The 13,730-nt window shown below is 61.5% G+C and carries 7 protein-coding genes; 4 read left to right on the top strand and 3 right to left on the bottom strand.

Going from position 1 to position 13,730, the window contains the following annotated elements:
- From B3520_RS15200 to B3520_RS15190, 3 genes are all read left to right on the top strand, one after another.
- Window positions 1–889, top strand: an 889-nt coding sequence (locus tag B3520_RS15200) for a glycoside hydrolase family 9 protein (protein WP_286876387.1), incomplete at its 5' end; no start/stop codon positions are given.
- Window positions 890–1,067: 178 nt separating this feature from the next.
- Window positions 1,068–2,837, top strand: a complete 1,770-nt coding sequence (locus tag B3520_RS15195; protein WP_286805034.1) for an autotransporter assembly complex protein TamA — start codon at window positions 1,068–1,070, stop codon at window positions 2,835–2,837.
- Complete coding sequence (locus B3520_RS15190) at window positions 2,834–6,379, top strand: translocation/assembly module TamB domain-containing protein (protein WP_286805032.1); 3,546 nt, start codon at window positions 2,834–2,836, stop codon at window positions 6,377–6,379. The genes B3520_RS15195 and B3520_RS15190 overlap by 4 nt, the downstream gene beginning before the upstream one ends.
- An 18-nt stretch (window positions 6,380–6,397) precedes the next feature.
- Here B3520_RS15190 and B3520_RS15185 read toward each other — a convergent pair whose 3' ends face one another.
- Window positions 6,398–9,376 carry an EAL domain-containing protein gene (locus B3520_RS15185; RefSeq protein WP_286876386.1) on the bottom strand — a complete coding sequence of 993 codons (2,979 nt, stop codon included), beginning with the start codon at window positions 9,374–9,376 and terminating at the stop codon, window positions 6,398–6,400.
- A 149-nt stretch (window positions 9,377–9,525) separates the two neighbouring features.
- On the opposite strand from B3520_RS15185, the gene B3520_RS15180 reads away from it, so the two are divergent.
- The gene (locus B3520_RS15180) at window positions 9,526–10,314 is read left to right on the top strand and encodes a TatD family hydrolase (protein WP_123639171.1); all 789 of its coding nucleotides are present in this window, start codon (window positions 9,526–9,528) and stop codon (window positions 10,312–10,314) included.
- Window positions 10,315–10,410: 96 nt separating this feature from the next.
- Here the strand turns inward: B3520_RS15180 and B3520_RS15175 are convergent, their stop codons facing one another.
- Both B3520_RS15175 and B3520_RS15170 read right to left on the bottom strand, forming a co-directional pair.
- Window positions 10,411–12,021 carry a glycoside hydrolase family 28 protein gene (locus B3520_RS15175; protein ID WP_024462165.1) on the bottom strand — a complete coding sequence of 537 codons (1,611 nt, stop codon included), beginning with the start codon at window positions 12,019–12,021 and terminating at the stop codon, window positions 10,411–10,413.
- 170 nt (window positions 12,022–12,191) lie between these two features.
- Entirely contained in the window at window positions 12,192–13,568 is a 1,377-nt protein-coding gene (locus B3520_RS15170; protein WP_123639170.1) for an MATE family efflux transporter, read from the bottom strand.
- Window positions 13,569–13,730: the final 162 nt, after the last annotated feature.

The raw sequence follows: 13,730 nt of genomic DNA, 5'->3' as shown, positions 1-13,730 counted from the left end.
CCCGACGCCCACCGAGGACGTGATGCCCTCGGACACTATGCGCAGTGGCCGGTTTGATGACCGTTGGGCTTTCACCACCAACACCACCGCGCTCAACTACGGCTCCGCCGCCGCATTGGCCGCCGCCAGTCGGGCCCTGGGCGGCTACAACGACGAGCTGGCCGAAGAGAGCCTGCAGACCGCCCGAAACGTCTGGGAGTACGAGCAGGGCCGTGAACCCAACACTTTCCGCAACGCCAACACCACCGGCGGACGGATTGAGGAAGAGCAGCTGAAGGCGGCCGTGGAGTTGTTACTCAGCACTCAGGAGGAAAAATACGCGGACGCGGTGCGCGCGCTGCTGCCGCAGGTCTCCGAGCGCTTTGCCCAGAACGCCTTCATGCTGGCGGCGGCGCTGCCGCTGATGGATGAGGCCTACGAGCGCGACCTGCGCGAGCTGACCCAGGCCTATCGGGACAGCATTGGCGAGTTCGAAGCCGAGAATCCCTTCGGCGTGCCTATCACCCGTGGCGGCTGGGCCGGTGCCGGTACCGTGATCAGCTTCGGTATCGCCAACTACTGGTTGAATCAGGCCTTCCCGGACATTGTCGAAGCGGACCTGGTGCACCGCAGCCTGAACTTCGTGTTCGGTCAGCACCCGGCTTCCAACTACTCGTTCGTGTCGGGCCTGGGGCCGGATTCGGCCACTGTCGCGTACGGCAGCAACCGGGCGGACTTCTCCTTCATCCCCGGCGGTATCATCCCGGGCATTCTGGTGTTGCCACCGGACTTCCCGGAAAACAAAAACAACTGGCCGTTCTTCTGGGGTCAGAATGAGTACGTGATCACCGTGGGCGGTAGCTATCTGTTTCTGTCCAATGCGGTGCGATCGATGTTTGCTCAACCCTGATTGAATCGTCAGCCACGTATTGAGAGCGGCGCCTTCAAGGCGCCGTTCTTCGTCATGGGGCGTCGCCTGGTGCCCGGCTGACAAAAAATAACGCGGATTTTTCGCAACCCGCTTTGAGTCCTGCAGTCAAACCGTTAAAGTACCCCTTCGATGGATGACCTGTGCCCGGACTGACGTTTTGCTGACTTTCTGCTCCCGCCCGATGTCCACTCTGGCCAGTGCCACTGTGGGCGCCTTGCTGCTTTGCTTTGCCCCCCTCCTCTGGGCCGCATCGCCCGACATCCGAATAGAAGGCGGCAGTGATCGCCTGCGCGACAATGTGCGCAGCTTTATCACCATCACCGATGAGCCATGCGACACACCCTTGTGGCGTTTGCGCGCTCGGCTGCGGGAGTTGAGCCGTCAGGTGCAGTCGGCGGCCCAGGCCCTGGGTTACTACCACCTGAGCAGCGAGCATGAACTCAGCCGGGGCGAGGACTGCTGGGCACTGACGCTGACCCTGGAGCCCGGTGAGCCGGTCCGACTGGCGCAGGTGGAGGTGGTCATCAAGGGCGAGGGCGAAAACGACGGGGCGTTTCAGTCCATTCGCAATCAGCCGGGGCTGCGGGTGGGGGATATTCTGGACCACGGCCGGTACGAATCGCTCAAGAGCCGCTTCGGCGTGCTCGCCTCGGCGCGGGGTTATTTCGAGGGACGCTTTGAGCGCTCTCGAGTGGTTGTCGATAAAGACGCGAATACCGCGGATCTGGAACTGATCTACCACACCGGTCCCCGGTATCAGTTTGGCGAGCTTCGCCTTGAGCACGACATCCTCGATGCCTCCTTCATCGAGCGTTATTACACCTTCCAGTCGAGCGAGCCCTATGACACAGAGCCCATGCTCGAGCTGAAGAGCCGGCTCAATGCCAGTGATTACTTTCGCTCGGTTCGGGTCAACCCTCTCCTTCAGGAGCTCGACGGGCAGACGGTGCCGGTGTCGATCGAACTGGAAGGGCGCAAGCGTCACGGCTACTCGATTGGGGCCGGTTATGCCACAGACACCGGACCGCGCCTGCTGCTGGGGTACGAAAACCGCTATGTGAACAACCGGGGCCACGCCTTCAACGCTGATATCAAAGTGTCTGAGGTAGGCACCAATGTGGAGGCGGCCTACAGCATTCCGATGAGTCGGCCCGCCAATGAGCTGGTGCGCCTGTATACCGGCTACCAGAACGAGAAAACCGACAACACCCTCAGCGCCATCAACACCGTGGGTGCCAGCTATACCCGCTCCGAAGAGGACAGTGACTGGCTGCAGACCTACTCGCTCAACTATGAGCGGGAATACTACGAGGTCGGGGGGCAGCCGGAGCAGCGCTCGGACCTGTTGATCCCGGCGTTCAGTCTGTCCCGCACCCGAAGCGACGGCAACAACTACCCGCTCTCGGGCTGGAGCTTTCTGGGGCGGATATCCGGGTCGCCGTCCAGTCTGGGCTCCGACACGAGTTTTGTGCAGCTCTACGCCCGGGTCAAGGGAATCTACGGCATTGGCCCGGGGCGGTTGCTGCTGCGCGCCGAAGGGGGTATCACCGAAGTGGCTGAGTTCAATGACCTGCCCGTATCGCAACGCTTCTTTGCCGGTGGTGATGCCAGCGTGCGCGGTTACGACTACAAGTCTATCGGCCCCGTCGAGCTGAGCGAGGACGATAACGAACCGGTCGTGGTCGGGGGCAATCACCTGTTGACCACCAGTGTGGAATACGACTACCGCATCATGAATAACTGGGCGATCGCCGCCTTTGTGGATCAGGGCAATGCGTTCAACAATTCGGATTTCGATTTCAAACGCAGCGTCGGGTTGGGCGTTCGCTGGATTTCCCCCATTGGCCCGGTGCGGGTGGATTTCGCCCGGGCGCTGGATGACCATGAAGGTTGGCGCCTGCATTTGAGTATGGGGCCGGATCTATGAAGCCCTGGTTCTGGAAGGCATTCAAATACCTGCGCTGGACGCTCTATAGCGTCCTGGCGGTATTGATTCTGCTGTTGGCGCTGGTCACCGCGATCGTGGCGACCGAGCCCGGCAGCCGCTGGGCGCTGAATCAGGTGGCCCAGCGGTTGCCCCTGACCTTTGACCGGATGAGCGGCAACCTGGTTACCGGGCTGGACCTGGGCTGGGTTGAATATCGGCTGGAGGAGCAACATTATCGGATAGAAGATCTGTCCTTCCGCTGGCAACCCCTGGCGTTGCTGTACAGTGCCGTGTCGGTGCAGTCCCTGCGGGCCAGTGCGGTGGAATTACACTTGCCTCCCCCCGCGGAGGAGGCCGCCCCGGAACCGGACGGACCTCGGGAGTGGCCCACCTTGGCGCTGCCGGTGCGGATCGAATTGGGTGGAGTCGACTTGCGCAACATCCGCATCCACCAGCAGGAACAGGTAACCGAGCTCTACGGCATCAGCGGCACGCTCAGTCTGGGAACTTTCAACCTGCGTGTGTGGGATCTTGCCGCGGTGGGGCCGGAGTTCGAGGTGAGACTTAACGGTCGCACAGCACTGCGCTACCCCTATGACTCGAATCTGACGTTGGCCTGGCGCTACACCCTGCCGGAGTTGGGCGAACAGCCCATGACCTTTCGGGGGGAAGCGGATATCGAGGGCGATCTGACCAGCGTCACCGCCGAGCACCGTCTTACCGCACCGGCCACCATGACCAGTGATCTTCGCTTCTGGCCCAACCTGGATGACGAACAAACCCAGCCACAGTTGGTGCTGGATACGCTCTGGCCGGAGCAGCTGTTGCCACCGACACTATTCCCCGCCGACTGGCCGGTGCTGGAAACCGGTGGACGGCTGCAGTTGTCCGGTTGGCTCAACGATTACCATCTGGAGGTCGCCTTCTCTGGCCAGGGGCCGGGCCTTCCGTCGGTGAACGCTCGTGCCAAAGGGCTCGGCAGTCTCGAACACGTGGCTCTGGAAACTCTGGCCATTGACCTGCACGACGGAGGGCTGAATGCCAGCGGCACACTGCGCTGGGCGCCGCAACTGGAATGGGATGTGGGCGTTGAGTTCCAGAAAATAAATCCCGCCGAACTGCCGGTGCCAGCCCTCGCCGGTTGGCCCGGAGAGATAGAGGGGCAGTTCAATAGCGAGGGGCAGCAGGTAGATGGCGACCTGCGCGCCTCCGTAACCGACCTCAATGTCGCCGGCCAGTTGCGCGCCATGGCGTTGCTATTGCGTGGCGATATCGATGTGGAACAGGGGCGACTGCTGACCCGGGAGCTCAGGCTGGCGCTCGGGGCCAATCAGATGGTCCTGAACGGGGCCCTGGGGGAGCAGCTCGACCTTCAGGCGCAAGTGCAGGCGCCCATTCTCTCGCAGCTGGACCCCGCCCTTCAGGGAAGCCTGAATGCGGACATGACGCTGAGCGGACCGATGAAAGACCCCCAAGGCGAGGTGACCTTGAACGGTCAGTCCCTGGCCTGGACGGACTATCAGGTGGGCCAGTTGGACCTTAGCCTGGCGCGCACCGGTGGTGACTTCAACGCACAGTTGAGCGCTTCGGATTTGACGCTGGCGGGGCAGTCGCTTGAAACGATATCGCTGGAGGGCCGGGGACGGGTGCAAGAGCACCAGTTGGATCTGGCTCTGGTTTCCGAACATTGGGGCAGCGCCGCCGCATCCCTGTCCGGTGGTTACAGTGAGGAGCGCTGGGAAGGGGCTTTGACCCGCATGGATCTGGAGCCCCCCGACCCCCTGCTGTGGGAGCTCGATCGCCCGGCCCCTCTGGTGCTGTCGGCCCGCGAGGTGGTCGTTCAGTCGCTCTGTCTGAGCCCGGTGCCGCGTTGGCAGCGTCGGGAAGGGGTTGCCGCCACCGAGGCGCCGGAAGGGCGGATCTGCCTGGATGGACAGTGGCAACCGGATGGCGGCGCCAGTGCCCTGGCGCTGGTTGAGGGATTGCCGCTTCGACTGGCGCAGCGTTGGCTGGAGCCCGAAGTATCGCTTGAGGGCACCCTGGAAGGCCGGCTGGAGTTGCTGATGCCGGCCTCGGGGGCTGCCAATGCCCGGCTGAGACTGGAAACCCGAGAGGGGGCTTTGCGCTATCAGTTCGGCGAAGATGATGAGGAGGTCTACCCCTGGCAGACCACCCGTCTGGAGGCAGACTGGCAGAATCAGAAAGTCGAGGCATTGCTGGAGAGCGACTGGGGCGAGATTGGGCGCATCCAGGCGAAGGCCGACTGGGCCACGGATAGTGGCGCTCTCGAGGGAACCCTGCAGGCGGGTATCGACTCCCTGACGCCGCTTGAGGCTCTGGTGCCACAGTTGCAGGATGTGGCGGGCCGTCTGTCGGCGGATATGACGCTGGGAGGACGTGTCAGTCAGCCGTTGTTGACCGGTGAGATCACTCTGCGCGAGGGCGCCGCCAAGGTACCGGCGGTGGGGCTGAACCTGCAGGGATTGCAGCTCTCGGCGCGCGCCATGGAGCAGCAGTTGGCGCTGCAGGGGCAGGTGACCTCTGGCGACGGACAGTTGCGGCTCGAGGGCAGGGTCGAGAATCCGTGGAGAGCGGATCGACAGGTAACCGCTCAGTTGACCGGCGATCGCTTTCAGGCGCTCAACACCCGGGAGCTGCTGGTACTGCTGAGCCCGGATTTACAACTGACCATGAACCGCGAGCGCATTGACCTCAGCGGCGATGCGGTGATCCCCAAGGCGCTGGCGAAATTCAAATCCCTGCCGGAATCGGCGACGCGGGTGTCGGACGATGTGGTCCTGAAGGATCGCAATGGCAATGGCGATGAACCGACAGGTCCCCAGTTGTTCGTGGACCTGAATCTGGCCCTGGGCGATGACGTGCGTTTTGAGGGGTTCGGCCTGACCGCCCGTCTGTCCGGTGAGCTGCAGGTACTGCAAAACCCTGAACGGGGGCTGCTCACCGTGGGTGAGGTCGGAGTGGCCGAGGGGCGCTATAAGGCCTATGGCCAGGACCTGGACATCGAAAGGGGCCGCTTGATCTTCCAGGGGCCCTACGACAATCCGGGGCTGGACATTCGCGCTACCCGCGAAGCGGATGAAGTGACCGCGGGCCTGGAAATTGGCGGCACCTTGCAGAGGCCCCGCAGCCGCGTATTTTCCACCCCATCACTGCCGGACAGTGAAGCCATGGCGATACTGCTGACCGGCAAGTCCCTCAACAGCTCCTCCTCGGCGGATGCTTCCATGCTGATCAATGCCATCGGCGGACTGGGGCTTGAGCGCAGTGGCTTCATCACCGCCGAAATCGCCGAGACCTTCAGCCTCGACGAGTTTCGGATTCAGCCCGAAGATGACGTCACCGAGAGCTCGCTGCACATTGGCAAATACCTGACGCCGCGACTGTTTGTCCGCTACGTTGTCGGGCTGTTCGACCAGACCAACAGTCTGGGACTGCGCTATGAGATTACCGAAGAGTTGCGGTTGGAAGCTGAGTCCGGGGTCACCCAGAGCGTGGACATGATCTACAAATTCGAACGCTAGAATTGGCTGCATGGACCGTTAGCGCAGGGACGCCACCGTCTCGCGCAAAAACGCCTCCGCATCGGCGGCGTTGATCGGGCGGCTGAACAGGTAGCCCTGTATGTCGTGACAGCCGAGACGGCGCAGAAATTCCCGCTGAGCCTGGGTTTCCACCCCTTCGGCGATGACACGCAAGCCCAGGCTCTGGGCCAGGGTGATGATGGTACTGATGATCACCCGGTCGTCGTTGTCACTGGTAATGTCGCGGACAAACGACTGATCGATTTTCAGCTTGCTGATCTTGAACCGCTTCAGATAGCTCAGTGAAGAGTAGCCGGTACCAAAGTCATCAATGGACAGGCTGATGCCGGCCCCATGGAGGCGGTTGATCATGGTGACCGCCCGCTCGGGATCATCCATGGTGATGCTCTCGGTCAATTCCAGCTCCAGGTATTCCGGTGGCAGGGCGGCATCGTCCAGAATGCTCAATACCATGTCTGGCAGGTTTGGCTGATGGAATTGGGCCGCCGAGAGGTTGATGGCAATTTTCGGCGGAGCGATGCCGGCATCGATCCAGCGTCTCAGTTGCTGAGTGGCCTCGCGCATCACCCACTCGCCAATGGGCACGATCAATCCACTGCTCTCGGCGATGGGAATGAATTCCGCCGGGGATACCCGGCCCAGGTCGGGGTGGTTCCAGCGCAGGAGCGCCTCAAAACCGATGATGGTGCTGGTGTGCAATTCCTGTTGAGGCTGGTAGTACAGCTCGAACTGATTGTGCTCCAATGCCTGGCGCAAGGCATTTTCCACTCGCATCAGCCGGACGTAATGGGTCTGCAGTTCGGGCGTGAAAAAACTGTAGGTGTTGCGGCCCTTCTGTTTGGCCCGGTACATGGCGATATCGGCATTGGTGTACAGCTCACTCAGATGGGTGCCGTCTTCGGGGTACAGGGCGATGCCCACCGAGCTGGTAACCGAAAGATCGTAGCCGTCAATACGGAAGGGGCGGTTCAGTAGCGATAACAGTTTCTGGGCGGCATGAGCGGCGCCGCTGGCATCGGTGGCGGGCAGCAGCAGAATGAACTCGTCGCCGCCGGGGCGGGCGAAGGTGTCTTCCTCGCGCACCATTCCCTGCAGACGATCGGCAAAGGCCTGTAGCAGGCGGTCGCCGGCCTTGTGTCCCAGGGAGTCGTTGATGTTCTTGAAGTTGTCCAGGTCCAGAAACAGCAGTGCCAGCGTATCGTGGTTGCGCTGTGCGATTCTCAGGGCAAAGGCGGCGCGCTCTTCCAGCAGGGAGCGGTTGGGCAGGTTGGTCAGTGGGTCGTAGTAGGCCAGGCGGTGAATCTCTTCCTGGTCCTCTTTCAGCCGACTGATGTCACTGACAATACCGATGTAATAGGTGGGCACGCCATCGTCGGTGGTGATCTGGCTGATGCTCAACCACTCCGGATAGATCTCACCGTTCTTGCGCCGGTTCCAAACCTCGCCCTGCCAGAACCCGCGGCGGGTGATGTCGTGCCACATTTCCCGGTAGAAAGCGTGATCGTGACGTCCGGAGGCGAGCATTTTGGGGGTTTGACCCAAGGCCTCTTCCTCGGTGTAGCCGGTGATTCGGGTAAAGGCGTTATTGATCATGACGATTTTCTGCTCGGCATCGGTGATCAACACCCCTTCACTGCCGCGCTCAAATACCTTGGCCGCCAGCTCCAGCTGCGCCTCGCTCTGGACCTGCTGGGTAATATCAATGTGGGTGCCTACAGTAATGCCCCGCAACTCTCCCTCTTCGTTGCGCAGGGACTGCCCCCGGGACAGGACCCACACCCAGTGGCCATCGGCGTGTATCATCCGGAAGCGGTTTTCGTAGGTGCCCTCGGCGCCCTGGTCGATGTAGTCCTTGAATACGGCGACGGCGTTGGCGCGGTCCTCGGGGTGGATCAATTCGGCCCAGGCCTGGGTCAGGTTAGGGCGGCCGTCCGTTGGGTAGTCGCTCAGGTAGCGGCCCAGCATGGAAAAATATTCCGGACTGCACTCCAGGTAATCGTCGGCGTGGAAGTATTCCCAGGCACCGGTATTGGAGGCGGCGATCAACGAACGGTAGCGGTCCAGACTGGTCAACAGCTCGTCGGTGCGGTTGGCCACTTCGCGCTCCAGGTGGCGCTTGTGCCAGCGCAGTTCGAGCAGAACCTTGGCGAGGTAGCCCAGTAGCAGAGGGAGGAGCAGAACAGTCCCCCAGGCCATGAAGTACCAGGAACCCTGAAGCCAACCGCGGGCCGGGGCAATGGAGAGTACCCAGGGGTTGTTGGGCACCTCGATGCGCTGTTCCACCGGCTGATTCAGCGGTTGAGGCGCATTGCCCGAGATGTTGGCGGGCTCACCGGGGGGCGGCTCCAGGCGTTTCAACTCATAGTGGTACCCCTGGCGCTCCAGCTCGTCGAGCCGGGCGACCTCAAGCAGGCGGTCCAACCTCAGGGTCACGTTGGCAAAGCCCCAGAACGCGCCATTAACCGTCACGGGATAGCGAGCGACTATGCCGTCCATGCCCTGGACCAGGCGCAAGGGGCCGGCCACTCTCAACTCGTTGTCTTCGAGGGTCAGCCGACTCTCCCGTCCCTGCTCGGGATCGGCAAGCTGATTGAAGCCGAGTGCCGCCCGGTTGTCCTCGAGCGGGCTCACATAGCGAATGATGCCCCCCGGCGACAGGGACAGGCTCTGAACATCCGGGTAGTGTTGCAGCATGTCCTCGGTCACGGTCTGAAACCGCTCCCCCACATTGCGGACGTTGCGCACGTAGGTGGCCAGGGTGTAGGCCGCCGAGAGCGAATGGCGCAGGTTGGCCTCAATGATTCGGGCGTGGTTGGCCGCCAGGGTGCTGGCGAGCAGTCGCTGCTCGCGAATCAGGGAGTCTCGCTCCTTGCTCATCCAGGCGATGGTCAGCGCGCCGCTGGCAATCAGGGTCACCAGTGCCACAATCCAACTGAGGGTTTTGGGGTGGCGCTGTTCAAGGGAGCGAAAATTCATGGGTAGCCGTGGGTAACCCTGGTGGGGGATGCGTCGGTCATACTGGCGAGTATAGCGGCAACGGCGCCGGTTTGGCCAAGTATTCGAGTCGAGAGGCTGAGCGACGCTTTGCTATGATGGCCGCCGATTCTGCAAGTGGGAGCGTCATCATGATCGATATTGGAGTGAATCTGACCTCGGGCCGTTTCAACAAGGACCGCGAGCAGGTGCTGGAGAGCGCCTGGGCGCAGGGCATCAATGCGCTGATCATTACCGGCACCTCGGTGGCGGGCAGCCGGGACGCGGCGGCGCTGGCGGCGTCGGATAGCCGGCGATTGTTCGCGACGGCCGGGGTGCACCCACATGAGGCGAAAACCTGGGATGAGGCGGCCGCGCAGCAGCTCCGGACTCTGGTACAGCAGCCCCAGGTGGTGGCGATAGGGGAGTGTGGGTTGGACTTCAACCGTGATTTCTCCCCTCGCCCCGATCAGTTGGCCTGCTTTGAAGCGCAATTGGCATTGGCGGCGGACGTCGGCAAACCCGTATTTCTGCATCAGCGGGATGCTCACGCGGCGTTTATGCCCATTCTTCGTCGCTACCGGGATCAACTGCCGGGAGCCGTAGTGCACTGCTTTACCGGTACGGGGGACGAGTTGGAGGATTATCTGTCACTGGATTGCCATGTCGGCGTGACCGGTTGGGTGTGTGATGAAAAGCGCGGTGGCGAGTTGCGCGAACTGGTGAGCCGGATTCCGGCCGATCGCCTGTTGGTGGAAACCGATGCTCCCTACCTGACGCCTCACAATCTGCCCAAAAAACCCAAAGGCAATCGCAACGAGCCGGCGTTTCTGACTTATGTGATCGAGAAGATTGCACAGTGCCGCAACGAATCGTTTGAAGCCCTGGCGGAAACAACGGCTTACAACGCGGAGAAATTTTTCCAGTTGCCCCGGAACTGAGTCCGTCCGGTCGCGTAGGGCGGGTAAGGCCAAAGGCCGCACCCGCCGCAACAAAAGGCTCACCTACGGCACCCAGCGGTGCCGCTCAACAATACCTTACCAGACCTGAGGCGGCGTATCCGGATTGATCACCTCTTCGGATACACCGCTGCCGAGTTGGACCTCATCTTCGTTGATGTTGCCGCCGTCAATAAAAATCGCACCGGAGTACCGGCCCTCAACCCGCAGCGGGCCGCCGCTGACATTATCACTCAGGCTGACGTTATTGAGATGCACCTCGTAGGCATCATCAATGGTCATGGCCAGGGAGTCCGACTCAATGGAGACGTTTTCCATCTTCAGGTTTTTCATGCGCACGATACGCGCACCCATTTCAGCATTCTTCACCGTGACATTGGTCAGGGTCACATCCTCCACCCATTTTTCGGGCAGGCCAATCAGTGAAATGGCGGTGGGCACACCGTCAATCGATACGTCACTGATATGGATGTTGCGGGCGGTCGGAGCCACGCCCATGGCCTCCGGGCCGGTATAGAAGCTGTTGAAATTGATCGCTTCATAGGTGATGTTCTTCATCACCACGTCGCGCACAAAAATGTTCTCGATCACATTGCCCCGGCCGCGCTCGGTCTTGAACCGGATGCCGCGATCCGCACCGTCAAAGTAAGCGTCGTGCACGTAGACATTGCGAATACCACCCGAGGTTTCGCTACCGAATACCACACCACCACTGCCGGTGCGCACATTTTTCGCTTCGAAATGACGAACGACGACGTTTTCCGTGGGGATGTTGATTTTCAGGGCCTCTTCATTGAAGCCGGATTTCAGCACCACCGCATCGTCACCGGTCTGGAAGTGGTTGTACTCGATCAGGACATTTTTCGAGGAGTCCACGACCACGCCGTCGCCATTGGGGGCGCGCAGGCTATCAATGCGCACGTCGCGAACAATGATGTTCTCGCTGTAAATCAGGTGCACATTCCACATCGGTGAGTCGAGCAGCTTCACGCCCTCTACCAGAATATCCTCGGACTCCCAGAACACCATAAAGCTCGGGCGCATGCCTTCTTTCTCGGCGCCCTTACCCCAGTCGCGGCGTGACAGGGGCACCTGGGTGGCGATACCACGAGGCGGTGGGCCGTACTCTTCGAACCACTCCCACCAGTGGTCGCCCTGAGCGTTCAGAAGGCCTTTGCCAGTGATGGCCACGTTTCTGACGTTGGCCGCATAAATCATCGGTGCATAGTTGTAGGCTTCGACGCCCTCGTGCCGTTGGTGCACCACCGGCAGGTAGTCGTCTTTATCGGTGCTGAACAGCACCTCGGCCCCTTCTTCCAGGTGCAGGTTGATGTTGGATTTGAGGTGCAGTGAGCCACTGAGCCACTTGCCTTTGGGGATCAGCACCCGGCCGCCGCCAGCACTGTGGGCCGCTTCAATGGCCTGGTGCACGGCATCGGTAATCTGGTTCCGACGATCATTGGACATTTCGCGCGCGCCAAAGTCGCGAATGTTGAACGTCCGGTCGGGAAAGCTGGGCCGCTCGAGCTGAGGCATTTCAAAAGGCGGGCTCAGCGGCGCAATTTCTTGTGGGACAGGGCCCATCTGGGCTGCCAGAGGCAGGCTGATGGCGGCCAGTACACCGGCTACCAGCCAGGTATGCAGACGCCGCAGTGGCCTCCGCTGATGTTCTGTTGTTGATGAATGCATAGGTTACTCCCGGTTAAACAACCCTATGGTTGGCTGTTTTTGGTTATTGGCGTAGCGTACACCCTGTGCGGGCGAACCCGGAGGCTCTCACTTCCTCCGGGAGAAGGGATATTAGCACTTTTGATGGGGGCTGTTGACCGGCCGGCCGGATCGGCGGAGGTTAAGTTGTGTCAAAAACGCCACAGGCGAGTGATCAGCATGGCCGCCGCGCAGGACAGCCCGACAATCAGCGCCAGCCAGAAACCGTCGGCTCCCTGAGCCGGCACCAACCAATCGGTAAAGGTCAGCACATAGCCCAGGGGCAGACAGATTCCCCAGAAGGACAGCAGCATGATCAGCAGGGGCAGGCGGGTGTCCTTGTAGCCGCGCAACGCGCTGATGGCGGTCACCTGAAGAATATCCGCGAGCTGGAAAATGGCGGCAAACACCAGCAGCTGTGTGGCCACCGCAATCACCTCTGAATCGCTGGTGTACAGGGATACCAGTAGATGCCGGCCCAGTAGCACGATGGGCATATGAATCAGGGCGATGGTCAGCCCCAGAAGTAGCGTACTGCGCGCCAGCAGCCGGGCGGTGCCCGGGGTGCCGGCGCCGACCAGAAAGCTCACCCGCAGGGTCAGCGCCATACCCAGGCTCAGGGGCACCATAAAGAGCACCGAGGTGATGTTGAGCACGATCTGGTGACCCGCCACCACAATGGCCCCCAGCGGTGCCAGAAACAGGGCGATCACACCGAACATGCTCACCTCCACAAACATGCTGGCCCCGATGGGCAGCCCCAGTTTGAGCAGTGAGCGAATGCGGCGCCAACTGGGGGCCACCCAGTCGGCCAGCAGATGATAGGCACGGTAATAGCGGCTGAAATTCAGATAGCCAAGCATCACCAGAGCCGCCGCGGTGTTGGAGATGGCCGTGGCCCAGCCGCAACCCACGCCACCGAGCTCCGGCGCGCCCAGTTTGCCGTAAATCAGGATGTAGTTGAGCGGCAGGTTGATCAGGGTCGAAATCAGCGAGATCACCATGATCACGCGGGTGTGTCCCAGGCCATCGGTAAGGCCGCGCAGTGAGGTAATCAGCAGGAGCCCGGGCACCCCCCAGACAAAGGCCTGCAGATAGCCCTGGGTGACCGCCGAAGTGACCTCGTCCAGCCCCAGTAGCGGCATCAGGGGGCCGGCACTGAGCAACAGCCCGGCCATCAGCACCATTGACACCAGTGCGATGTACAGGCCCTGCCAGGTGACCGGCATGATCTGGTCCTGTTGCCCTGCGCCCCGATGCCCGGAGATGGTGGGCTGTTGGGCGCTCAACACACCGTAGAAGAACAGCAGCAGGGGCATCCAGAGGCTGCTGCCGATGCCCACCGCCGCGAGATCCTCGGCGCTGTAGTGGCCGGCCATGATGGTATCGATCACGCCGTTGGCCATCTGTGCCAGTTGGGCGACCAGAATGGGGCCGCCGAGCAGTGCCAGGGTCTTCCACTCGGTCAATATCTGGGCAACGCGGCCACCACTGGGTCGCGTGGGCAGTGGCTGGTGGTGTTCGTCCATCGGGACAGCATTCCTGATTCATGACAACGGGCGCATCACTATACCCGAGTTGCACGCCGGTTTGGCAAAAGCCCTTGACCTTGGATGGGCAGGCGCCACAATAGGCCGGCATTCGGTGGCCGGTCGGTATCACGTTGGATTGCGGCGGATGCGCGCTTCGCG

The organism is Marinimicrobium sp. UBA4509 (assembly GCF_002388575.1).
Taxonomy (GTDB): domain Bacteria; phylum Pseudomonadota; class Gammaproteobacteria; order Pseudomonadales; family Cellvibrionaceae; genus Marinimicrobium; species Marinimicrobium koreense.
Note: the sequence above shows the minus strand (reverse complement) of the source record. Positions and strands in the feature narration are given on the sequence as shown.